This is a genomic window from Streptomyces sp. NPDC001832, assembly GCF_040297265.1.
Taxonomy (GTDB): domain Bacteria; phylum Actinomycetota; class Actinomycetes; order Streptomycetales; family Streptomycetaceae; genus Streptomyces.
Genome location: NZ_JBEOYU010000027.1, coordinates 59,422 through 83,368, shown reverse-complemented (window position 1 = coordinate 83,368; position 23,947 = coordinate 59,422). Strand labels below are relative to the sequence as shown.

General features: G+C 70.6%; 18 protein-coding genes. 9 read left to right on the top strand and 9 right to left on the bottom strand.

The genetic code is table 11. The features are described 5' to 3' along the window. Positions 1-552: 552 nt before the first annotated feature. Positions 553-1,299: an N-acetyltransferase gene (locus ABT115_RS21090; protein ID WP_351791940.1), complete on the bottom strand. Its 747-nt coding sequence runs from the start codon at positions 1,297-1,299 to the stop codon at positions 553-555. A 97-nt stretch (positions 1,300-1,396) separates the two neighbouring features. Further along, entirely contained in the window at positions 1,397-2,158 is a 762-nt protein-coding gene (locus tag ABT115_RS21085) for an HNH endonuclease family protein (protein WP_502969136.1), read from the bottom strand. Between the two features lie 189 nt (positions 2,159-2,347). Between ABT115_RS21085 and ABT115_RS21080 the strand changes: the two genes are divergently transcribed. Beyond that, positions 2,348-2,944: a DinB family protein gene (locus tag ABT115_RS21080; RefSeq protein ID WP_351791937.1), complete on the top strand. Its 597-nt coding sequence runs from the start codon at positions 2,348-2,350 to the stop codon at positions 2,942-2,944. A 62-nt stretch (positions 2,945-3,006) separates the two neighbouring features. Here ABT115_RS21080 and mfd read toward each other — a convergent pair whose 3' ends face one another. After that, positions 3,007-6,585: a transcription-repair coupling factor gene (gene mfd / locus ABT115_RS21075; protein WP_351791934.1), complete on the bottom strand. Its 3,579-nt coding sequence runs from the start codon at positions 6,583-6,585 to the stop codon at positions 3,007-3,009. A 211-nt stretch (positions 6,586-6,796) separates the two neighbouring features. Between mfd and ABT115_RS21070 the strand changes: the two genes are divergently transcribed. Together ABT115_RS21070 and ABT115_RS21065 are read left to right on the top strand one after the other, a co-directional pair. Continuing rightward, positions 6,797-7,042: a type II toxin-antitoxin system Phd/YefM family antitoxin gene (locus ABT115_RS21070; RefSeq protein ID WP_351791931.1), complete on the top strand. Its 246-nt coding sequence runs from the start codon at positions 6,797-6,799 to the stop codon at positions 7,040-7,042. Next, positions 7,039-7,413, top strand: coding sequence for a type II toxin-antitoxin system VapC family toxin (locus tag ABT115_RS21065; protein ID WP_351791928.1), 375 nt, complete (start codon positions 7,039-7,041; stop codon positions 7,411-7,413). Before ABT115_RS21070 ends, ABT115_RS21065 begins: the two co-directional genes overlap by 4 nt. Before the next feature lie 123 nt (positions 7,414-7,536). Here ABT115_RS21065 and ABT115_RS21060 read toward each other — a convergent pair whose 3' ends face one another. Both ABT115_RS21060 and ABT115_RS21055 read right to left on the bottom strand, forming a co-directional pair. After that, positions 7,537-10,122 (bottom strand): ABC transporter permease, encoded by a 2,586-nt coding sequence (locus tag ABT115_RS21060; RefSeq protein ID WP_351791925.1) that lies wholly within the window; start codon positions 10,120-10,122, stop codon positions 7,537-7,539. Next, the gene (locus ABT115_RS21055; protein WP_351791922.1) at positions 10,119-10,907 is read right to left on the bottom strand and encodes an ABC transporter ATP-binding protein; all 789 of its coding nucleotides are present in this window, start codon (positions 10,905-10,907) and stop codon (positions 10,119-10,121) included. The genes ABT115_RS21060 and ABT115_RS21055 overlap by 4 nt, the downstream gene beginning before the upstream one ends. A 483-nt stretch (positions 10,908-11,390) precedes the next feature. On the opposite strand from ABT115_RS21055, the gene ABT115_RS21050 reads away from it, so the two are divergent. From ABT115_RS21050 to ABT115_RS21035, 4 genes are all read left to right on the top strand, one after another. Then, positions 11,391-12,950 carry an MFS transporter gene (locus ABT115_RS21050; RefSeq protein WP_351791952.1) on the top strand — a complete coding sequence of 520 codons (1,560 nt, stop codon included), beginning with the start codon at positions 11,391-11,393 and terminating at the stop codon, positions 12,948-12,950. 369 nt (positions 12,951-13,319) lie between these two features. Further along, entirely contained in the window at positions 13,320-13,784 is a 465-nt protein-coding gene (locus ABT115_RS21045) for a DUF485 domain-containing protein (RefSeq protein ID WP_351791919.1), read from the top strand. Continuing rightward, positions 13,781-15,403: a sodium/solute symporter gene (locus tag ABT115_RS21040; protein WP_351791917.1), complete on the top strand. Its 1,623-nt coding sequence runs from the start codon at positions 13,781-13,783 to the stop codon at positions 15,401-15,403. Before ABT115_RS21045 ends, ABT115_RS21040 begins: the two co-directional genes overlap by 4 nt. An 81-nt stretch (positions 15,404-15,484) precedes the next feature. Continuing rightward, positions 15,485-16,201 carry an SDR family oxidoreductase gene (locus ABT115_RS21035; protein ID WP_351791914.1) on the top strand — a complete coding sequence of 239 codons (717 nt, stop codon included), beginning with the start codon at positions 15,485-15,487 and terminating at the stop codon, positions 16,199-16,201. A gap of 101 nt (positions 16,202-16,302) precedes the next feature. Here the strand turns inward: ABT115_RS21035 and ABT115_RS21030 are convergent, their stop codons facing one another. The 3 genes from ABT115_RS21030 to ABT115_RS21020 form a co-directional block, all read right to left on the bottom strand. Then, entirely contained in the window at positions 16,303-17,202 is a 900-nt protein-coding gene (locus ABT115_RS21030; RefSeq protein WP_351791911.1) for a coiled-coil domain-containing protein, read from the bottom strand. 180 nt (positions 17,203-17,382) lie between these two features. Continuing rightward, a complete protein-coding gene (locus tag ABT115_RS21025; protein ID WP_351791908.1) occupies positions 17,383-19,896 on the bottom strand; it encodes an SUKH-4 family immunity protein in 2,514 nt (837 codons plus the stop codon). Between the two features lie 5 nt (positions 19,897-19,901). Further along, positions 19,902-20,879: an SMI1/KNR4 family protein gene (locus tag ABT115_RS21020; protein ID WP_351791906.1), complete on the bottom strand. Its 978-nt coding sequence runs from the start codon at positions 20,877-20,879 to the stop codon at positions 19,902-19,904. 303 nt (positions 20,880-21,182) lie between these two features. Between ABT115_RS21020 and ABT115_RS21015 the strand changes: the two genes are divergently transcribed. Together ABT115_RS21015 and ABT115_RS21010 are read left to right on the top strand one after the other, a co-directional pair. Further along, positions 21,183-21,707 (top strand): YwqJ-related putative deaminase, encoded by a 525-nt coding sequence (locus tag ABT115_RS21015; RefSeq protein ID WP_351791903.1) that lies wholly within the window; start codon positions 21,183-21,185, stop codon positions 21,705-21,707. Positions 21,708-21,717: 10 nt separating this feature from the next. Then, entirely contained in the window at positions 21,718-22,251 is a 534-nt protein-coding gene (locus tag ABT115_RS21010; protein ID WP_351791900.1) for an SUKH-3 domain-containing protein, read from the top strand. A gap of 233 nt (positions 22,252-22,484) precedes the next feature. On the opposite strand, the gene ABT115_RS21005 is transcribed toward ABT115_RS21010, so the two are convergent. Next, a complete protein-coding gene (locus ABT115_RS21005) occupies positions 22,485-23,798 on the bottom strand; it encodes a sensor histidine kinase (RefSeq protein WP_351791897.1) in 1,314 nt (437 codons plus the stop codon). Positions 23,799-23,947 lie beyond the last annotated feature (149 nt).

Genomic DNA, 23,947 nt, shown 5'->3' with positions numbered 1-23,947 from the left:
CCCACGTCCACGCGGTCTGGTAATGCACACCGTTGCGCACCGCCCACTCGGAAAGCTTCACAACATCACGATATTCACCGAAGGTGACAGATATCGACTGAAAGAAATAGGAACTGTTGTTCACCCCCATTCTCAGCTGTTCTCCGGCCCCGTGCCGAATCCCACGCCGTCGTATCGGACTCGCCCGGCTACCAGGACAAGGCCACCACCTGGTGGCGCGACAACCCGCTGGCGACCACGGTCGGTCACCAGCTGGCTGGACCCCCCGGGGAACTGGTGGCAGTTGATTAGGCGATCACACCAGTACCGAGGCCGGTGCTGGTACGGCCGTTGGCCAAGTCGAGGTCCGTTTCGGATACGACATTGTCGTCCGGGCCGTAATCAACTTGGTGGTGCGGGCGAGCCCGCCCGGGTCCATCACCGTCGACGTGGTGCGGTTTCCTCGGTGAGCCCGCCCGCAGGCACGGCGTCCTCGGCGATGGAGCCGGTGAAGTGGCTGATGTCGGCGAGTACGCTGCTCCAGCCCTTGGCGAAGCCTGCGCCGGCGCATGTTCACACCCGGTGCCGCACCCACACGTTGGGCTCCACATACGCCGCGTATCCGTGCACCACCGAACAGTGCACCGGCACCAATGCCCCTGGAACCTCCACCGGACCGTGCTCGTCGAACGGCAGCCCGGTCCAGGACCGCCACCGGTCGAGGGAGCCCGACACCGTCATGGACACTGGTGCCACCGCCTCGATCACCCCGCCCGCCCGCACATGGACGCGCAGCCACGGGTCGTACGGCAGCCCGTCCTCCGCCCGGGTCCGGCGGGCGTACTCCTCCATCGGAGACGAGGCATCCAGATGCTTGGCGCTCGGCCGCACCGGGGCGACGAGCTCCCGGAACCCGAGCCGGCTGGTATTCTCCCGCAACGCGGCGACCATTTGCCCCGAAATCCCATGCCCCTGCCGCCCCGTGGCGACGGAGATCTCGATCGCACCGACCGTGTCCGGCGTACGCCCATGCCGCAGGTCGGAGAAGGCCCACAGCAGTGACTGGTCCCAGCCGCCCTCGGGCAACGTCCCGCGCCCCGGTGCATGCAGCGCAAACGGCACGCTGAACGCCCGCGCGACGACGGCACCGTCCGGGTCGGTCGCGACGAGCACGTATTCCGGGAACTCGACGGCGATCCTGGGGTAATTGGCCCACCCCACGAGGTCCTCCAGTACGAACTCCGGCCAGGTATCGGGCATCTCCTGCATGGGCCCGGCAAGCTGGGGGCGCGCTGCAAGGGTGGTGATTAACAGTTCCATCCACGACACGTTAGGCAGCCGCAATCCCGCAGCCAAACCGTTTTACATGCCCCCGATGCACGGCCGCGGCCACGCGACGCTTGCACCCGCCCCCCCGTCACCCGCCGCACTGCGCCAGCATCGCCTGCTTGTCGGCGGTGGTCACCGGCAGTTCGTACTTCAGCGACACCTGCGCGAACCGCACCGCGTACGAGCAGCGGACCGGCTTGTACGGCGGCAGCCAGGACGCGGGCCCGGAATCCCGCTTGGCGCTGTTGGCCGAACCGTCGACCGGGATGAGGTTGAGCGGGTCGTTGGCGATCTGCTGGCGCTTGGCCTCGGTCCAGTGCGCGGCGCCCATCTGCCAGTCGTACGAGAGCGGCATGATGTGATCGATCTGGACCTCGGTCGCCTGCTGCTTGCGCCAGTCGATGGTCGAGCCGGTGTACGGGTCCTTGAGCGTCATCGACACGACCACACAGTCCGAACCGGACCGGAACTTCACGTCCTTGCCGTCCCTGGCGAGGAGGTCGTTGCGGGTGTCGCAGCCGTTCCTCGCGAGCGGTACCCCGTCGACCGAGTCCTTCCAAGCGTAGCCGAACTTGTCACGGTCGTACCCGGTCTTCGGGCCCCGCCCCTTCGTCGTCACCTTCTCGATGATCTCCCGGCCTGCCGCCTTGTCCGCCTCGGAGGTGAGGGGGGCGAGGCCGGGCTTCGTGCCGTCGGCGTTGTTCAGCGGGCTTGCCCCGAAACCGGTGACGGCCCGTCCGCCGCCCTCCCCCTCGGAGGACGAGGGCTCGGGGTCGCAGCCGGCCAGGGTCAGCACCGTCGCCACGCAGAGGGCGGGCAGGGCCACTTGGTACACACGGGGAACTGACACGCGAAGCCGTCCTGACTAGGAGAAAGCCGAACCAGCAAATCGTATGTACGCTTTCCCCACGTACACGCGTCCATGACCGTGCCGCACACCAGTGCGGCCGGAATCACACCCCCCGGGTCAGCGCGCACTCCCGCACCTCGATCAATCCGTCGGGGTGAGATGTCAGTGCCGGGTGCGAGACTGCCCGGCATGATCGAGCCGAACCCGAAAGCGGACCTTCTCCAGTACCTGCAACAGGGGCGTGACGCCCTCGTATGGAAGCTCGAAGGGCTCTCCGAGTACGACATACGCCGCCCGCTGACACCCACGGGAACGAACCTGCTCGGCCTGCTCAAGCATCTTGCCGGGGTGGAGCTGGGCTACTTCGGTGACACGTTCGGGCGGCCGTTCTTCACCGAGGAGCCGCCGTCCTGGTGGTACACGCGGGACGCGGAGCCCAACGCGGACATGTGGGCCACCGCGGACGAGTCCCGTGAGGACATCGTCGGGCTGTACCGCCGCGCCTGGGCGCACTCCGACAACACGATCGAGGCCCTCGACCTCGACTCGACCGGCCGAGTCCCATGGTGGCCCGAGGAACGCGCCGAGGTGACGTTGCACCACATCCTGCTCCGCGTCATCTCCGACACCCAGCGCCACGCCGGCCACGCCGACGTGGTGCGGGAGCTCATCGACGGAGCCACCGGCTACACCCTGGCCCAGGACAGCATGCCGTCCGGAGACCCGACCTGGTGGAAGAACCACCGCGCCCGCCTGGAACAGGTGGCCCGGGAGGTCAACAGCTGACCACCCCACACCCCTTCCCCCGTCGGATGTCCGACGGGGCCGGGGCCTCAGGACGACCGGGGCTACGAGCCGAGGATCGTGGTCAGGAACTCCCCCGTCCACGCCAGCAGTTCGCGGCCGACGACCGGTTTGCCGCCGATCCTGCCGGTGGTGGGGCGCGGGACCAGGATCTGGTGGACGGCCGGCTTGATGACCGTCTTCGGGTAGAGGCGCTTCAGGCGGAGCTCCTGCGATTCACGCAACTCGACCGGTGCGAACCGGATGTTCGAGCCCTGGAGCACGATCTCGCCGACGCCGCAGGCGCGGGCCAGCATGCGCAGGCCCGCGACCAGGAGCAGATTCTCGACCGGTTCGGGGAGCTTGCCGTAACGGTCGGTTAGTTCCTCGCGGACCGCCCTGATGTCGTCCTCGCTGTTGGCGGAGGCGATGGCGCGGTACGCCTGGAGGCGCAGCCGCTCGCCGGGGGCGTAGTCGTGGGGGACGTGCGCGTCGACCGGGAGCTCGATCTTGACCTCCAGGGGCGGCTCCTCCTCCACGCCGCCTTCGAGGGAAGCCCGGTAGTCGGCCACTGCCTCGCCGACCATGCGTACGTACAGGTCGAAGCCGACGCCCGCGATGTGGCCGGACTGTTCGCCGCCCAGGAGGTTTCCGGCGCCGCGGATTTCGAGGTCCTTCATCGCCACGTACATGCCCGCGCCCATCTCGGTGTGCTGGGCGATCGTGGCCAGGCGTTCGTGGGCCGTCTCGGTGAGCGGCTTCTCCGGGGGGTAGAGGAAGTAGGCGTAACCGCGCTCGCGGCCACGGCCCACCCGGCCGCGCAGCTGGTGGAGCTGGGAGAGGCCGAAGTTGTCGCCGCGCTCGACGATCAGGGTGTTGGCGTTGGAGATGTCGATGCCGGACTCGACGATCGTCGTGGAGACCAGGACGTCGAACTTCTTCTCCCAGAAGTCCACCACCACCTGTTCCAGGGCTTGTTCGGACATCTGGCCGTGGGCGGTCGCGATCCTCGCCTCGGGAACGATCTCGCGCAGGCGCGCGGCGACGCGGTCGATCGACTCGACGCGGTTGTGGATGTAGAACGCCTGGCCCTCGCGGAGCAGTTCGCGGCGGATCGCCGCACCGATCTGCTTCTCCTCGTACGGGCCGACGAAGGTGAGGACCGGGTGGCGCTCCTCGGGAGGTGTGGTGATCGTCGACATCTCGCGGATGCCCGTCACGGCCATTTCGAGCGTACGGGGGATGGGTGTCGCGGACATGGTGAGGACGTCCACGTTGGCGCGGAGCTTCTTCAGCTGCTCCTTGTGCTCGACACCGAAGCGCTGTTCCTCGTCGACGATGACCAGGCCCAGGTCCTTGAACTTCGTCTCGGAGGAGAAGAGGCGGTGGGTGCCGATGACCAGGTCGACGGAGCCCTCGCGGAGCCCTTCCAGGGTCGACTTGGACTCGGAATCGGACTGGAAGCGGCTCAGCGCCCTTACGGTGACCGGGAATTGGGAGTAGCGCTCGGTGAACGTGCCGTGGTGCTGCTGGACCAGAAGGGTCGTGGGTACGAGTACGGCGACCTGCTTGCCGTCCTGGACCGCCTTGAAGGCCGCCCGTACCGCGATCTCCGTCTTGCCGTAGCCGACGTCGCCGCAGATCAGCCGGTCCATCGGGACGGACTTCTCCATGTCCTGCTTGACCTCGGCGATGGTGGTGAGCTGGTCGGGCGTCTCCGCGTACGGGAAGGCGTCCTCCAGTTCGCGCTGCCAGGGGGTGTCGGGGCCGAAGACGTGGCCGGGCGCCGCCATCCGCGCCGAGTAGAGCTTGATCAGGTCGGCGGCGATCTCCTTGACGGCCTTCTTGGCGCGCGCCTTGGTCTTCGTCCAGTCGGCGCCGCCGAGCCGGTGCAGGGTGGGTGCCTCGCCGCCGACGTACTTGGTGACCTGTTCCAGCTGGTCGGTCGGGATGTAGAGGCGGTCGCCGGGCTGGCCGCGCTTGGCGGGAGCGTACTCGACGAGGAGGTACTCGCGGGTGGCGCCCTGCACGGTGCGCTGCACCATCTCGATGTAGCGGCCCACACCGTGCTGTTCGTGGACGATGTAGTCGCCGGTCTCCAGCGTCAGCGGGTCGATCGTCTTGCGGCGGCGGGCCGGCATCCGGCCCAGGTCCTTGGTGGCGGTGCGCTGGCCGGTCAGGTCCGTCTCGGTGAGGACCGCGAGTTTGAGCGCGGGGTCGACGAAGCCGTGGTCGATCGCGCCGCAGGAGACGTGGACGACGGACGGGGAGATGTCCGCCAGGTCCGGGTCGAGGCGGGCGGCGACGCCTTCGCCGCTCAGCACCTCGACGGTGCGGGAGGCGAGCCCCTGGCCCTCGGTTACGTACACCGTGCGCCAGCCGTCGGCGATCCAGCCCTTGGTGTCGGCGAGCGCGCGGGCGGTGTCGCCGCGGTAGGACTCCGGGGCGTGCATGGTGAGCTTGAGGGTGTCCGTGTCGAGCTCGTCGTCCGCGGCGAACGGGGAGACGGACCACCACATCATGCCCAGCTCGCGGGCCCGGTCGCGGACGTCCGCGATGCCCCGCAGGGAGGCCGCGCCGACGTCGATCGGGGCCTGGCCCGCCCGTCGCCCACCACCGCCCTTGTCGGAGCGGACTTCGTCCGCGCTGGACATCGCGGTGGCCGCCCAGGACGCCTGGAGGAACTCCTGGCTGGTGGCGACCAGGTCGGCCGCCCTGGTGCGGACCCGCTCCGGGTCGCAGACCAGCGCCATCGAGCCCTTGGGCAGTACGTCGAGCAGCAGCTCCATGTCGTCGACGAGGACCGGGGCGAGGGACTCCATGCCCTCCACCGCGATGCCCTCGGCGATCTTGCCAAGCAGTTCGCCCAGCTCCGGGTGGAGTTCGGCCAGGGCGGCGGCCCGCTCGCGCACCTCGTCGGTCAGCAGCAGCTCACGGCAGGGCGGCGCCCACAGCCCGTGCTCGGCGATCTCCAGCGACCTCTGGTCGGCGATCTTGAAGTAGCGGATCTCCTCGACGTCGTCACCCCAGAACTCCACCCGAAGGGGGTGCTCCTCGGTCGGCGGGAACACGTCCAGGATGCCGCCGCGCACGGCGAACTCGCCGCGCTTCTCGACCAGTTCGACGCGGGAGTACGCGGCTGCCGCGAGCGCGTCGACCGTCCTGCCGAGGTCGGCGCTCTGTCCGATGCGCAGCGCTACGGGTTCCAGGTCGCCGAGCCCCTTGACCTGCGGCTGGAGCACGGAGCGGATCGGTGCGACGACGACCTTGACCGGGCCGGTCTCCGGGTCGTCCTTCCGCGGGTGCGCCAGGCGCCGCAGCACGGCGAGACGGCGGCCCACGGTGTCGGAGCGGGGCGAGAGCCGCTCGTGCGGCAGGGTCTCCCAGGACGGGAACTCGGCGATCGTGTCCGGCGGCAGCAGGGTGCGCAGCGCGGCCGCGAGGTCCTCGGCCTCCCGGCCGGTCGCGGTGACGGCGAGCACGGTCCGCCCGGCCTCACGGGCCAGCGCGGCCACGGCGAAGGGGCGGGCGGCGGCCGGGCCGACGAGGTCGACGTGCATCCGGTGGCCGTCGGTGGCGGCCTTCACCGCTTCGGAGAGTGCCGGATCCGTCACGACGACATCCAGCAGACCGTGCAGGCTCATGAAGGGCTTCCGTCCGGGTAACTAGGGCGAGGTTTGACAGCCGGCTGCTGCCAGGGGGCAACACGAAGGACCCGACACGTCTCACGGGCCGGGGGCTCCAGCGTACGACGCCGGTGTGTCACCCGCGCGAGGGAACGCCGTTGCCCGTGCGGTGAGACCGGAGCTAGCGTTAGTCCACACCTAGTCCGATCCAGTTTCCTGCGAGGCAGTCGTGGAAGCAGCACGGCAGTACAACGTGCATGAGGCCAAGACCCACTTTTCCCGCATACTGCAACAGGTCGAGACCGGGGAAGAGGTGGTGATCAGCAGGGCGGGCAAGCCCATCGCCAAGGTCGTGCCGCTGCACCCCAAGGTCGACCGGACCGACTACGGGGCGCTCCGGGGGCAGATCCACATCGCCGAGGACTTCGACGAACTGCCCGACGACATCGCCGATGCATTCGGGATGCGCGGATGAGGCTGCTTCTGGACACGCACGTCGTCCTGTGGTGGCTGGACGCCTCCCCCGAGCTGTCCAACGACCTCAAGGACCTGTTGCGCACCGAACCCGAGGTGTACATCAGCGCTGCGACCCCGTGGGAAATCGCGATCAAGCAGAGCCTCGGGAAGCTGGAGGGCTCCGGAGACCTTGCGGAACGGGCGCGGGACATGCAGTTCACCACGCTGCCCATCACCGCTGCTCACAGCGTTCGCGCCGGACGCCTCCCCCAGATTCATCGAGATCCCTTCGACCGGGTTCTCATCGCACAGGCCCAGCTCGAAGCGCTGACACTCGTCACGCGCGACCTGTGGATCCCGAAGTACGACGTCCCTGTCATGCCTGCCTGACCGTGCCCCGAGGACACGCATCCGGCTCCGGAGTGTTTGGAGGAACACCCCGGAGCCGGAAACGTCATCCTAGTGCCGCGGTCGGTTTTGCCGGGCGGGGCACTACATCGGCCGTCGCCCTCGCTATTCCGTGGCGATCGCGTTCAGGACGTTCATCCTGCCCGCCCGGAACGCCGGGACCAGGGCCGCGAACAGGCCGACGAAGGCCGAGCCGACGAAGACCGCGAGGATCGTCGGCCACGGGATCTCCAGGACGTCCATGCCCTCCAGGGCCAGCAGCTTCTGGGCCGCCGTGCCCCAGCCCATGCCGAGGCCGAGACCGAGCAGGGCGCCGAAGACCGCGATGACCACCGACTCCAGGCGGATCATGCGGCGCAGCTGGCGGCGGGAGAGGCCGATGGCGCGCAGCAGGCCGATCTCCCGGGTCCGCTCGACCACCGACAGGGCCAGGGTGTTCACCACGCCGAGCACCGCGACGATGATCGCGAGTGCCAGCAGGCCGTAGACGATGTTCAGGAGCTGGCCGATCTGGTCCTGCAACTGCTCCTTGAAGTCGGCCTGGTTCTTCACCTCGTACTGCGGGTACGCGGCGAGGGCGTCCTTGAGGGCGGCATACGCCTCCTTCTCCTTGCCGTCCACCGCCTTCGCGAACATGATCGTGTTGTCCGGCAGGGTGTCGGCGGGGACGTACCGCGCGGCGGTCGTGATGTCGAGGTACATCGCGGTCTTGTCGATGTTCACGTCGTCCGAGGTGATCGCGGCGACCTTCAGCTTCACCGTCTCACCGCCCTTGAACGCGACGGTGAGCCGGTCACCGACCTCGATGTGGTGCTCGGTGGCGTACGTCTCGCCGACCGACATGGCGTCCTTGCCGTACGCGTCGGCCAGCTTGCCGGAGAGGGTCTCACGGCGGACGTCGTCCTTGTACGTCGGGTCCGCGGCGACCAGGGCCACTTCCTGGTCGGTGCCGTCGGGGGCGGTGAGCTCGGCGCTGACGGTCTTGTACGAGGTGAGGTGCTCGATGTCCGGCACGCTCTCCAGGGCTTTCTCGGCCTGCGGCACGATCAGCTGGAAGGCGCCGCCGGACGACTCGACGATGAAGTCCGTGCCGACCGACTTGTCGAGTTCCTCGGTGGCCGAGGCGACCATGGAGGAGCCGACGACGGAAAGGCAGGCCACCAGGGCGAGGCCGATCATGAGAGCCGCGCCGGTCGCTCCGGTGCGCCGCGGGTTGCGCAGGGCGTTGCGCTCCGCGAGCCGGCCGACGGGGCCGAACATCCGCAGCATGACCGCGCTCAGCACCCGGACCAGGAGGCCGGCCAGCAGCGGGCCGATCACGATGAAGCCGATCAGGGTGAGGACCACGCCCGCACCGAGGAAGAGCGAACCCTCGCTCGACTTGTCGGCCCGTGTGGCGGCCAGGAGCGCGGCGCCACCGGCGAGGGTGAGCACCAGGCCGATCCCGGCCCGGACCCGGCCCGCGCGGCCGTCCGCCGGGGTGCCGGCGTCACGCAGGGCGGCCATCGGGGAAATCTTCCCGGCGCGGCGGGCCGGGATGTACGCGGCGACGACCGTGACGATGATGCCGAGCGCGAGGCCGGCCACCGGGGTCGTCCAGGCGAGCGTGAGGTCCTTGGTGGACAGGTCCATGCCCATGGAGCCCATGAGCTTCATCAGGCCGACGGCGAGGCCGACCCCGGCGCCGACGCCGAGGACGGAGCCGACGATGCCGAGAAACAGCGCCTCGATCAGCACGGACCGGTTGACCTGCTTGCGGCTGGAGCCGATGGCCCGCATCAGACCGATCTCGCGTGTGCGCTGGGCGACCAGCATCGAGAAGGTGTTGACGATCAGGAAGATGCCGACGAGGAAGGCGATCCCGGCGAAGCCGAGCATCGCGTACTTCATGACGTCGAGGAAGGAGCCCATCGAGTCCTTGTTGGCGTCCGCCGCCTCCTTCTGCGTCTGGAGCTTGTACGCGGAGGTGTCGCCGAGCGCCGCGGCGACGTTCTTCTTCACCTGCGTGTCGGTGACGCCGGATTCGGCGGTGACGGAGATGAGGCTGAAGACATCCTGCTTGCCGAGCAGCTTCGTCTGCGCGGTGACAGTGTCGAAGTAGACGATCGCCGCACCGGGGTTGGTGACCTTGAAGGTGGCGATGCCGCTGATCTTCGCGTTGATGTCGCCGGTGGCGGCGATGGTGCGCAGCTCGTCACCGATCTTCAGGCCGTGCTTGTCGGCGGTGTCGGCGTCGACCATCACCTCGGTCGGGCCGCGCGGTGCGTGGCCGGAGGTGATCTCCATCGAACGCAGGTCGTTCTTCGTCCAGTTGCCCGCGATCGTCGGGGCACCCGTTGTCGAGCCCATGTTCTTGTTGTGGCTGTCGACGACGGTGACGGACATGCTGGTGACCGCGCCCTCGGCGTCCTTCACGCCGGTGGCCTTGCCGGCCTGCTGGACGGCGGAGGCGGGGAGCGTGACGGGCTTGCCGTCCTTCGGGAGCCGGTCGTCGTCCTCAAAAGTCTTCGGGCTGACGGTGACATCGGCCGACGTCGCGGCGAAGAGCTTGTCGAACGTGGTGTTCATGGTGTCGGTGAAGACGAGTGTGCCGCACACGAACGCCACCGACAGCAGGACCGCGACGGCGGAGAGCGCCATTCGTCCCTTGTGCGCGAAGAAGTTGCGTCTCGATGTCTTCCAGACGGTCATGACGTCCGCCCGCGCGAGTCGAAGTCCTTCATGCGGTCGAGGACCTGATCGGCCGTCGGGTCCAGCATCTCGTCGACGATGCGTCCGTCGGCGAGGTACAGCACCCGGTCCGCGTAGGAGGCGGCGACCGGGTCGTGGGTGACCATGACGATGGTCTGGCCCAGTTCGTCGACCGACCTGCGCAGGAAGCTCAGCACCTCGGCGCCGGCACGCGAGTCCAGGTTTCCGGTGGGCTCGTCACCGAAGATGATCTCCGGCCGGGCGGCGAGCGCCCTGGCCACCGCGACACGCTGCTGCTGACCGCCGGAGAGCTCGGTGGGCCGGTGCTTCAGCCGCTCGGCCAGACCGACCGTCTCCACGACCTGCCGCAGCCAGGCCGCTTCGGGCTTGCGGCCCGCGATGTCCATCGGCAGCGTGATGTTCTCCAGCGCGTTGAGCGTCGGGAGCAGGTTGAACGCCTGGAAGATGAAGCCGATCCGGTCCCGGCGGAGCTGGGTGAGCTTCTTGTCCTTGAGCCCGGTGATCTCGGTCTCGTCGAGGTGGATCTGACCGGATGTCACGGTGTCCAGGCCGGCCAGGCAGTGCATCAGGGTCGACTTGCCGGAGCCGGACGGGCCCATGATCGCCGTGAACTGCCCTCGGACGATGTCCACATCGACATGGTCGAGCGCGACGACCCGGGTCTCCCCCGCCCCGTATGCCTTGACGACCTGCCGCGCTCGCGCGGCGACGGCCGTACGCCCTCCAGTGCCCCCGTGCCTGGCAATGGTTACAGCCGTTGTCACGGTTCTTCTCCTATGTCGGTCAGCGCTTTTCGGCCAGCGTTCGATGTCGCGGGTGTACCTGTGAAGCCTGGTGTTCCGAGGGGGCCGGCGCACTGGTGCACAGCGCAGTCTTCGGGTGGGGTTTTCCCCACCCCGCCCCCGCGGTCAGCCGCATTCGCGGCGGGAATCAGCCGCTTGTCGCGGTGCAGGAACACGCTAAGGAACGGGCCCGGGCCGTCACGTCCTCCGCCGGAAGGAACCACCCCCGGGCAGAACTGAGGAGCGCCCCCTAGGGGGGCCCGGCCCCCGGGTGGAGACCCGCCTCAGGGACTGGACCCATGGGTGCGCGCGCCGAGGTCCGCAGAGGTCTTCGGACCCGCCCCCCAGCAGCGGCTCCTCCCCACCGCAACCCACGGGTGAGACAGTGTCCCGAGAAAATACGTGCAAGGGGAAGGAACCTTGGTGGGCGGCGCGGGCAGCAATGCGGGCGGCAATACCGAAGCGATGTCCGGGCCGGGCGCCGGCCCGGCCCCGTCCCCCGCGACGCCGCGCGGACGCGGCCCGGTGGTCGCCGCCCTGATGCTCGGGATGGCCCTGGCGGCCATCGACGGCACCATCGTCTCCACCGCCGTTCCGCAGATCGTCGGCGATCTCGGCGGCTTCTCCGTCTTCTCCTGGCTGTTCTCCGGCTATCTGCTGGCCGTGACGGTCTCCCTGCCGGTGTACGGGAAGCTCTCCGACACCTTCGGCCGCAAGCCGGTCCTGATCGCCGGCATCGTCCTCTTCCTGTTCGGCTCGGTGCTCTGCGCCGCTGCCTGGAACATGGCCGCACTGATCGCCTTCCGGGTCGTCCAGGGCCTGGGCGGCGGCGCTCTGCAGGGCACTGTGCAGACCATCGCCGCGGACCTCTACCCGCTCAAGGAACGCCCCAGGATCCAGGCCAGGCTGTCGACCGTATGGGCCGCATCGGCGGTCTTGGGACCGGTGATCGGCGGGCTGTTCGCCGTGTACGCCGACTGGCGCTGGATCTTTCTGATCAATCTGCCGGTCGGGGCCCTCGCGCTCTGGCTCGTCGTACGCCATCTCCACGAGCCCTCCTGCACCCGCCGTGCGGCCGACACGCCCCGCCCCCGTATCGACTGGGCGGGCGCCCTCGCCATCTTCGCCACCGGCACCCTGCTGCTGACCGCGCTCGTCCAGGGCGGGGTCGCCTGGCCCTGGTTCTCCGCCCCGTCCCTCGGACTGCTGGCCGGCAGCGTCGTGCTCGGCGCGCTGACCGTCGTCATCGAGCGGCGCGCCGCCGATCCGGTCATTCCCGGCTGGGTCTGGCGGCGGCGGACCATCGCCTCGGTCAATCTGGCGCTGGGCGCGATGGGGCTGCTGATGGTCGCCCCCACGGTCTTCCTGCCGACGTACGCCCAGTCGGTACTGGGTCTCGGCCCGATCGCCGCCGGTTTCGTGCTGTCCGTGATGACCCTGAGCTGGCCGGTGTCGGCGGCGCTCTCCAACCGCGTCTACAACCGCATCGGCTTCCGCCGCACCGCGATCATCGGCATGAGCTGCGCCCTGCTGATACTGCTCGCCTTCCCGCTGCTGCCGTATCCGGGCGAGCCCTGGCAGCCCGCCCTGATCATGCTGCTGCTCGGCGCGGCGCTCGGGCTGTTCCAACTGCCGCTGATCGTCGGGGTCCAGTCGACGGTCGGCTGGGCCGAGCGCGGTACGACGACCGCCTCCGTACTCTTCTGCCGCCAGGTCGGCCAGAGCATCGGTGCCGCGCTCTTCGGCGCCGTCGCCAACGGAATCCTCACCTCCCGGCTGGCCGCCGCCCCGGTCACCGGGCTGCCGGGCGACCTGGACGCGATCTCGCACGCCCTGGACGACCCGGGCAGGCTCTCGGCAGCGGCGACGGACTACCTGCGGCGGGCCGTCGACGCCGCCGTCGACCACGTCTACCTGGGTGCCGCCGGGGCCGCGGCACTCGCCCTGCTGGTGCTGGTCTTCGTGGCCCCGCGACGCTTCCCGGTCCTCACCGAGGAGCCCGGGAACGACGCCCCGGCGCCGTAGGGCCTGTCCGGGGTTGTGATCTGGGCTCGTGGGGCGTGGCACGCACGCTCGCCGCGTTGTCGGGATCGTCCTCGTACGCCCAGTACGAGGACGACCCTCCGCCTTGCGATCGCACGCACCACGCCCCGCTCCCTGATCCAGATCACAACCCCGGACAGGCCCTGGAGCCTCACACCACGGGGCGGACGGCGAGGCAAAAGGACTCCATACGGCAAGACCTCACTCAACTGAGCCATTACCTTGCGCAGTTCCAGCCAAGGTCTCCCCAACTCCCATACCGGCGAGTAATGTTCGCGCCTCCAACGCACACCAGCACTCCTGCCTTGCCGTCCAGACCAGGACCCGAGCCATGCAAGGAGCAGCACCCAGATGTCGCACGGAAGCCCGCCCCCGTCCCCGTACTCCTCCTGGCCCGAACAGCTGCCGAAGCCGTCCCGGCGGCATCGGCCCCCGCCACCGCATCACCCCGAACACCTGCTGCCCTGGCAGAGCTCGGAGCCCTCACCGCCTCCGGAACGGCCGGACCCGCCCGCCGGGCCCACGGCCGCCCCCGCCCGCCACGGCGATCTGCGCCGGCTGCGCACCGCGTACCGGCTGCTGCGGCGCACCGCGGCCCTGACCGCATTCGGCTACTTTGTTACCTTCCTGCTGCTCTCCGGCTTCGCCAAGGACCTGATGGACCACTCCCTGTTCGGCGGCCTCAACATCGGCCTGGCGCTGGGGCTCTGCCAGCTCCCGGTGACGCTGCTCGCCGTCGTCCTGTACGAGCGGACCGCCCGGTACACGGTCGACCCGCTCGCCGCCCGGCTCCGAAGAGCGGGAGCGGCCCGGTGAACGGATTCGACAACTCCGCGCAGTCGATGTCCCTGGTGGCCTCTCTCGCCGTGGCCACCATCGCCCTGCTCCTCTGCGTGATGACCGGTCCGGACCGCGACGACCTCGACGAGTTCTACACCGGCTCCCACACGCTCTCACCCCTGCGCAACGGCCTCGCCCTCGCGGGCGACTATCTCTCCGCCGCCACGGTTCTCGGCACCACCGGCATCATCGCCCTCACCGGCTACGACGGGATAATCCTCGCCCTGAGCATCACTCTCTCGCTCGTCCTGCTGATGTTCCTGCTGGCCGAACCCCTGCGCAACGCGGGCGGGTTCACCGTGGGCGACGTGCTCGTGCGCCGCGCCCCCGGCCGCGCGGTCCGCATCACCGCCTGCGCGACGACCCTCGCCGCGCTCATTCCGATGATGGTCGTCCAACTCGCCAGCAGCGGCGATCTGCTCGCCTTCATCCTGGGGTTCGACAGTTCGGGATTCCGTAGCGGCGCCATCATCGGGCTCGGCATCCTGATGATCGGTTACGCGGCGATCGGCGGCATGAAGGGCACTTCGCTGATCCAGATCGTGAAGACCGTGGTCCTCTTCGTCGCCGCGTTCACCATCGCCGTACTGATCATGAACCATTTCGACTGGGACACCGGCGCCCTGATCTCGGCCGCCCGGCAGAGCAGCGGCGCGGGGGCCGCGTATCTGCGCTCGGGGCTCCAGTTCGAGGGCAGCGGACTGGACATGGTCAGCTCCGAACTGACCGTGGTACTCGGTGCCGCCTGTCTGCCGCACGTGGCCATGCGCATGACGAGCAGCCGCTCCACCCAGGCCATCCGCCGCTCGATGTCCTGGGCGGTCGTCGTGGTCGCCGGGATCTGTCTGCTGCTCGTCGTGATCGGGTTCGGTGCGGCGGCTCTCGTCGGCCACGACCGCATCACCGCCGCCGGGGCGTCCGGAAACAGCTCGATCCTCCAGATCAGCGAGGTGGTAGCGGGCGGTGGCCAACTGGGCGCACTGGTCGTCACGACGATGACGACGGCGATCTTCCTGACCTTGCTCGCCTCGGTCGCCGGAATGATCCTGGCCTGCGCGAACTCCCTTGCGCACGATCTCTTCGCGCACGGCCTGCACGGGGTGCGCGCCCCGGACCGGAAGCCGCTGCGGGGTCTGTCCGAAATGCGTACGGCACAGGCCTCGGCGGTCGCCGTCGGGCTGCTCGCCACCACGCTCGCCGTCATGGCCAGGCACTGGAACGTACAGGCCATGGCGGCGCTCTCGTTCTGTGTCGGCGCGTCGGCGCTGGCCCCGGCGCTCATCTACAGCATGTTCTGGCGGCGCTTCACCCGTACCGGACTGCTCTGCACCCTGATTGTCGGCACCGTCACCGTCCTGGTGCTGATCACCGGCACCAATCTGGTCTCGGGCGCACCCTCTTCGGTCTTCCCCGAGCACGACTTCAACTGGTACCCGTTCACCACGACCGGACTCGTCTCCATCCCGGCCGGATTCCTGGCGGGCTGGCTGGGCACGGTGCTGCCGCGTTACACGGCAGCCGAGGCCCGCCGGCTGTACGACGGGGAGGAGCCGCGGATACTGGCGGGAGTGCCACCGGCGCCGGGGCGGCGCTGAACGCCGCCTGACATGTAGCTGCTCGCCGTACACCAGACCATTTGCCGTACCTCAGAACTCGCAGAGCAGGAGCACCACTTCGTGATCGACGAAGCCATCGCCCCAGTAGCCCTGATCACGGGCGGATCCAGCGGCATCGGCGCGGCCACCGCCCGCAAGCTTCTCGCCGAGGGGCACCGCGTCGCCGTCACCGGCCGTAGCGGCGAACGGCTCCAGCACTTCGCCGACGAGACCGACGCCAAGCCCGGCACCCTCCTCACGCTCCCCGGCGACGCCGGCGACCACGCCTCCGTCGAGGCCACCGTGCAGGCCACCCTGGACGCGTACGGCCGCATCGACACGGTCGTCGCCAACGCCGGGTACGCCACGCACGACTCGCTCGCCGACGGCGATCCGGCCGGGTGGAGCGACATGGTCCTCACCAACGTTCTCGGCCCGGCCTTGCTGATCCACTACGCCCTGCCCGCACTCAAGGAGACGCGCGGCCGGATCGTGCTGATCGGCAGCGTCGCCGGAGTCGTCTACACGCCCGGCAACATCTACGGTGCCACCAAGTGGGCGGTCACCGGCCTCGCCGAGAACACCCGCCGCATGGTCACCGCCGACGGCGTCGGCGTCACCCTGGTAGCCCCGGGACGGGTGGAGACCGGCTTCTGGGACGCCGCTGGTGGCGCACCCCAGGGCGGCATCAACCTCACCGCCGACCAGATCGCCGACTCGGTGGTGTGGGCCGTGGGCCAGCCCGCCGGCGTTGACATCAACTCCGTCGTCGTCCGCCCGGTCGGCCAGGCGGTCTGACCCTCCCGCCGACCTGGCGCCACCCCGCGCGGGCGTCCTGGGCCAGGGACGCCCGCGCGGGCCAGTTCCATGAACGCGTAAAACCGTGGCAGCGGAACCGATCAGTCCTCCGCCGGGTCCGAGGTCACCCGCCCGGTGAGCGCCGCGAGTGAGTGACGTACGTGCGCCATGTGCGCCCGGGCCTCCTCGCGGCCCTCCTCGTGCTCCCGCAGGATCCGCTCCGTCTCGCGGACCACCCGCTCCTCACGGAACCTGGCCGCCGCGATCAGCTCCGCACCCTGCGCCTCGGCGTCCTCCTGGCCGTGCCGTGCGGCCTCCTCGGTCTGAGCCAGCGCCCGCCGCGCCTCGGCCAGACGGGCCTCGCCCTGCTCGATCAGCTTGTCGTGGTGGGCCGCCTGCGCGGCCTCGGCCTCCGCCACCTCACGTTCGGCCGTCTTCCACCGCTCGGCGTGCTCCTGCTCCTGGTGCGCGAGGACGCTCGCAGTACGGTGACGTGTCTCGGTCATCACGGAATCCGACTGCTCCCGCACCTCCGCGGCCTCCTTGCGGGCCTCGGCGACGGTGTTCTCGGCGATGCCCCAGGCCATGGAGAGCGTCTCGTCGGCCTGCTTCTCGGCCGCTGCCTGCATCGCCTCGGCGTCCGCGCGCGCCGAGGCGCGAAGCCCCCGACCCGCCTCGTCCGCCGCGTCCCGCAGCGCCTGCGCCTCCTCCTGGGCGGCGCCCCGGAGAGCCCCGGCCTCGCACTCGGCGAGCGCCAGGATCCGCTGGGCGCGCTCACCGAGCGATGCGTAGTCCTGCGGGGCGAGCTGGGCGACGACCTCGTTCAGCCGGGCCGACTCGGCCGCCAGCTCCTCGGCCAGCGCGGTCAGCCGGGCCACCTCGCCCCATGCTTCCTCACGCTCCACCGACAGGTCGGACACCTTGCCATCCACCTGCTCCGGGCGGTAGCCACGTCCTCGCAGCACGACGAAGCCATGCGCGGACACCGGTGCAGAACTCATCCCTGAAGCCTCTTTCGACTCTCCGCTCACCTGCAGTACGTCAAGGATGCGGCAATTGACACAGAAGTCGGAATCGTTTCCCTGCGTTCCGGACCGAAGCGACCGGCATCACAGGCCGCACATGGCACGGTGCCCGGCCCCCTGGTGCGGGGGCGGGCACCGTCCGCAGAGCCTGCCGGGTCAGATCAGCCCGTCCCACATCTGCTCAAGGAGTACCGACCACCAGCTCTCCGGCGACGCCAGCGCCGCCGCGTCCAGCGCCGCCAGCTGAGCCTGGAAGTCGACTGTCCAGCGGCCCGCCTGCTCCGGGTTGAGCCCGAAGCGCAGCCGCCACATCCGGCCGAGCATCGCCATCGAACGCTGGAACTCCGGCAGCCCGGTGTTCACGAACTGCGGCTCCACCGACTGCCCACCAGGGCCGGCCTCGACCGGCACGGCCACGATGTTCGCGGTGCCGTACTGGACACAGATCGCCCGCCCGAAGTCGGACCCCATGACGAGGTATGCTCCCGCGTCGGGGGCGGCCTGGACCTGCCGCTGTGCGGCCAGCTCAGCCAGCGTCGGCACCACAGGCTGACCCGGCTGCGCCCAGAAGAACGGCCCGAAGTCGGCAGGCAGCCCCGCCCACACCAGCGTCCGTGCCACGGCCTCGGGCACTCCCTGACGGGACACCGCACGCTGGTCGAAGCGGAGGACGCCCTGCGGCCCGAAGGTCTGCAGCAGCTCCTGGGCGATGGCCTCCGGCGGCACCGGCGGCGCGGGCGGCATCTGCGGCAGCGGAGCCCGGACCGGCACGGGACGAGCCGGTCCATCCGCCACCTGATGCAGCTCACCCTGATGGGTGAGCAGATGCTGCATGCCCTGCTGGCGACTGGCGTGATCGGTGCCGTACGGGGCGACACTGGTGATCCGCACCTGCGGCCAGGTCTCACGGATCATCCGCGCGCAGTAGCCACCGGGTAGCTCGCACGACTCCAGCTCGGTGTGCAGCTCGATGACCTGCTGCGGCGGCACGTTCATGGCCCGCAGCTCGTACAGCATCTGCCACTCGGGGTGCGGGGTGCCGGGCGCCGAACGGCGGATCAGCTGCTGCTCGCTGCCGTCGGGCGCGCGGTAGCGCAGCACGGCCTGGTAGCCGGGGCCGACGGTCGGCTGACCGGTCGGCGCCTGCGGATATCCGTTCGCCGGAGGCGGGGTGTGCGGATTCGGCGGTACGGGGCCGGGGCCGGGGCCGCCGGTCTGCGGCATTCCCGGCGGACCGGGAGGGCCGGGCGGGCCGGGCGGCTGCGGCGCGGACGGCCCGACCTGGCCGGGGCTCGCGAGCATCGTCGCGGCCTGATGCACCCCACCACCGGGCGGCGGAGGCGTCGAACCAGAAGGGCCGGGAGGCGCCGGAGGCTGCGCAGCTCCGGGAACCCCGGGCGGCCCCGGAGGCTGCGGCACACCCGGGCCGGCCACGCTCGGGCTCGCGAGCATCGTCGCGGCCTGATGCACCCCACCACCGGGCGGCGGAGGCGTCGAACCAGAAGGGCCGGGCGGGCCGGGAGGGCCGGGAGGCGCCGGAGGCTGCGGGGCGCCGGGAACCCCGGGCGGGCCGGGAGGGCCGGGAGGCGCCGGAGGCTGCGCAGCTCCGGGCGGGGGGCCGACCTGGGAGACGAGCTGCGTCGGCAGGTACCCGCCGGCAGGGGCGCCGGGCGCACCCGGTCCCGAAGGCGGTGGCACGGGCGCACCCGGCCTGGCACCCGGGGTGCCAGGGGCACCGGGCGGCGGCGGGGCCGTCGGACCGCCCCCGCGCGCACCGCGCGGCGGCACGACGGCCTTGCTGGTGGCCGCATCCGCGATGTCACCGGCACCGGGGGGAACACTCGGGGTACTCGGGGCAGGCGTTCCGGTTGCGGGTGTGCCGACTGCCTGCTGTTGGTCCGGGCCGGGGACGAGCGGTGTCCGGGGCAGCCGGCCGCCGCCGGACATCCGGGCGGTCGGCGCATCGGCCGGTACGACCGGCGGCGGGGTGCCGTCTTCGTCGGCGCCCGAGAGCGGCGGTGCGAACACCGTGTCCGGCAGGGGCACCGCACCATCATCGGAGCCCACATTGGTGTCGGTCCCGGCCCAGGGCGTGGCCCCGGCAGGCACGTTCGGCGGGAAGGCCGGAACACCGTCGTCGACGGTGGGCTCGTACGCGACCGGCCCACCCTGTGAACCCAGCGCAGCCGCGGGCGCGGGAGCAGCAGGGGCGGCGGGAGGCGAAGTGGTCGAAGCAGCCGAGGGGGCCGGTGCGGCCGAAGGAGCCACGTCCGCGTCCCGGCCCGCCCGATGGTCCGGGATGCCCAGCTTGTCGGCCGCTTCCTGGAGCCACTCCGGGGGGCTCAGCAGGAACGACGTCTGGTTCAGATCGATGCGCTGCGGCGGCTCCGGAGCGGCCGGTGCCGTATCAAGCACGCCGTACTCCTCCTCGTACCGCCGGATCACCTCGCCCGCCGGCAGTCCGGGCCACAGGGTCGCCTCACCGCTGTCCCGGGCGATCACCATCCGCTGCCGGCCGCCGTCCGAGACCGGGCCCTCGGCCCGGTCCTCGCCCCACACCACGAAGCCCAGCTCGAACTCCCGTACCCGCACCTCGCGGTGCTGGTACGCGGGCACGTCGCCATTGATCCACTCGTCCGCGCGCTCCTGCGCCTGCGCAAAGGTCACCATCGCGCTCACCCCTCCACCGGGACGGCCCGCGCGAAGCCGCCGTCCACCATCAGGTTCGCCACGGTCTCCAGCTCCGGCGGATTGCCCGCCAGACGCTGCAGGAAGGCGTCGAAGTCGCCGCCGCACGGCAGCAGCAGCCGGTCCACCCGTTCCTGCACGTTCCAGCCGTCCTGATCCCGGGCGTCGTCATACGCGCAGAACCAGACCGAGCCGACACCGTCGCCCCTCACCTTCACCGCGAGAAGGCCACCCTGGACGAAGCCGACGCCCAGGTAGTCCTTGGTGAGGTGGTCCCGCAGGCACTTGTTGACGTACACCAGGTCGTTCACGGCGGCCTCCTCGCGCACCGTGAAGAACGGCTGGTCGACCAGGAGACCGAGCTCCGCGTCGAGCGCCACGCCGACCGGGGCCGAGCCGCCCGCCGCCTTGAGGAAGGAGCGGTAGGCACCGGGCAGCCGGTAGCCGAGGTCCTCCTCGACGCCCAGGATCTGCTGCTCGCTCACCGCCACGGCACCCTTGGGCAGCCGGAAGTGCGCCGGCCGGGCCTCCTGCAGCGGGCGAGTGCCGCGCTTGTCCTGGTCGACCGCGGTGGCGGCCAGGCCGCCATGGTGCCTGAGCAGCGCCTTGACCTCGACCGGGATCAGCTCCACGCGCCGACCGCCGGGTACGTGGTGCCAGGTCCAGCCGTGCGGGGTGGCGACCGCGGGGATCGTGTCCCACAGTTCATGGCCACTCGCCGCCAGCGCCGCGTTGGCCGAGACGTAGTCGGTGAGCCGCAGTTCGTCGACACCGAAGCCCTGCGGGGGCTCGGCTATCTCGGCGGCGGCGCGCGCGTACGGCGCGAAGTCCGGACTGCCGTTCTCGTCCATGCGCACACCTCTGGGGTGGCGGGACGCCCGGACCGGGTCCGGGAAATGCACGAGCTGCCCGGCGTAGGCCGCGTTCGGTGGCGCGGCTTGCTGCCCGAGCCGACCTGTCGTCATGGCGGTTGCCCCCTGCTGCATCTGACTGATGAGGACCGACCTGCCCAAGGGGACGGTCCGGGCACAGCCTATGCGGTGGCACAAGAGCGGGTCTCGCCCCTACGCCACCCCTCTCCCCTTCCGTCACGAACCGTCACAACCGGGTTACGGAAGAGCGATGCTCCTGCCCACTACCGGGTGACACAAAGGCGCGTTTCCTGCCCCAGCTTCCCCACCAGCCGGGACATTTGGCAGGCTGTCACCGCAACTCGGGGGGCGTGCACATCGCGCAGCTACCGCTGCGGGCACGGAAGGAAGAGCACCATGCACAGCGCACAAACAGTCACATCCGGGGATCCGCGCCTCAGCTGGAGCAGCACCGGGACCAACCGCACACCCCGTATGCACCACCGCCGCGACGGCATCCTGCCCGCGGTGGCCGCAGCGCTGTCCGTACGCGGTGAGACGCTCACCTGCACGGCGGGCAAGGGCGACCAGCCGCCCGTACTGCACCCGCTGGTCCAGGACTTCCTCGACACCCTCACCAGCGGCCAGCGCGAACGCTTCACCGGCCGCTGCCCCGAGGCGATACTGCTCTCCCGGCAGCTCACCGCGGCCGAAGCCGGCCGTTCCAAGCGTGCTCAGCGCAAACCGCTGACCAACGGCGAGGCCCGCCGCGCCCTGAAGCACTCGCGGCTCACCGCACGGCGCATCCGCGAGGACGGCGACCCGATGCACGGCAGTTACGCGCCGCCGTGCCGCTCCTGCGCAGCGATGCTCGCCCATTTCGGCGTACGTCCCGTCGACCTCACGACCACCGGGGCGGCGACCACCACCGAGAAGGGCTGACCGCACGCCGATGCACGACCGAACCGACCTACCCGAACAGGCCGGCCCCGCGGGCCGCGACCGCCACGCCTCGACCCGCTTCGCCGTCGCCGTCGACGCAGCCCTGCGTGCCGCGGGCTGGCAGCCCGGCCGCTGGGACATCCGACAGGCCGAGGAGTGGGCCGACGCGCTGCGCTCACACGCATCGCCGGCCGGTCATCAACACGCTGTCTTCCCAGCGGCCGTGGAGGCCTGGGCGGAGTTCGGCGGACTGCACATCACGGCGTCCGCGCCGGGCCGGCAGATCGCACCGGCCCCGGTGCGCATCGACCCGATGAGCGGGCTGTATCTCGCCCGCACGCTCGGTGACCTCGGCCGGGCGCTGGAGACCGAGGTCAGCCCGCTGGGCGAGGAGGGGGACGGGCAGGCGGTCCTCGCGATCGACGCACAGGGGCGGGTGTACAGCATCGATCACACCGGGGACTGGTACCTCGGCCCGGACATCGACCAGGCACTGGCGACGCTGGTCGGAGGCATCCAGCCGGAGCGGCTCATCCTGGGCTGACCCCGCCTCCCGCGTCCTGTCTGTCCGGTCGACCGGAGCCCCCGCTCGACGGTCCCGTCATCAAACGCCGGACGGGCCCGGGTTCTCCGGCCTGCACGATCAGGCCCGGGTTCTCCGCCCGGCACGATCAGGCCCGGGTTCTCCGCCCTGCACGATCAGGCCCGGGTTCTCCGCCCTGCACGATCAGGCCCGGGTTCCCCGCCCGGCACGATCAGGCCGGGCGGGCTGGCAAATCAGGCCGCCCCCTGGGCCGGCAGCACCGCCGACACCCGGAAACCACCCGCATCCGTCGGCCCTGAGACGAAGACGCCGCCCAGCCCCAGCACCCGCTCCCGCATGCCGACCAGCCCGTTGCCCCCGCTCGGCAGCCCGGCGTCCGCCGTGGCGGCGTCCGTCGGGCCGTTCTCCACCTGCATCGCGACTTCCGAGCCCCGGTGCGCAAGCCGCACCCACGTCTTCGCGCCCGCCGCGTGCTTGTGCACGTTCGTCAGGGCCTCCTGCACCACCCGGTACGCGGTCTGCTCGACCTCGGGGGCGTACGGGCGGGGCTCGCCGTCCACCGAGAGCTCCACGGTCATGCCGGCCGCCCTGGACTCCCCGACCAGGGTCTCCACCTCGTGCAGCCGGGGCCCTTCCTCCGTGGCTGCGGCCGCCGCGGCCGCAGCCGCCCGGCCGACGGAGGCGAGCGGCACGTTCGCGGACCGGGGCGCCGCGGGCTCCTCGCTCCGCAGCACCCCGAGCATCTCTCGGAGCTCCGTCAGCGCCTGACGGCCCATGTCACCGACCAGGGCGGCGTTCCGTACCGCCTTCGCCGGGTCCTTCGGCGCGACGGCCTGGAGCGCGGCGGCGTGCACGACCATCAGGCTGACCCGGTGCGCGACCACGTCATGCATCTCGCGGGCGATCCTGGTGCGCTCCTCCGTACGCGCCCACTCGGCCCGCTCCTCGGCCCGGTCGGCGAGCAGCGACAGCTCCCGCTCCAGCGAGTCCGCCCGCTCCCGAAGGCTCTCCATCAGCCGCCGCCGGGCCCCTATGTAGAGGCCGAACAGCACGGGCGGTGCGGTGAGTCCGAGCGACATGAACAGGGACGTCAGCGGTACGTACCAGCCGTCGCGCCCGAAGTCGGTCTGCTGGGAGACGCTCTGCCGCAGCTGTACGTACGTGACGATGAACGTCCCCGTGAAGGACATCCCCATCAGCACCGCGGTGATTCTTCGCGGTACGTCGGAGGCGGCCAGCGTGTAGAGGCCGACCAAGCCCATCAGGAAGCCGATCCCGGCGGGCGTCGTCGCGATCGCCACCAGCACCACGGCAATCGGCCAGCGCCGCCGCAGCACCAGCACGGCCCCCGCGAGCAGCCCGAACACGACGCCGACGGGCACCGGCAGCCCGGTGTCCCCGGCGAACTCCACCCCTTCCAGCGCGCATTCCAGCGCCGACAGGAGCGCCAGCCCCACGTCCAGGGCGACACTGCGCCGCCGCTCCCACCACCAATAGCCGCGGGCGGTCGTACCCGCGGCTTCCCGGTATGCCCCCGTTGCGGTCATGCCGTCCACCCTACGGGCGGGCGCATCCCATTTTCGGGCGACCTGTGGCATGACGTCATCCGCGTCTCGCAAGGTGCCTTTTTGTACCGCCGCATCGAGGGCTGGTGATCCGGCATAACTTCCGACGCCAACACCCGGCTTCAGTGCGG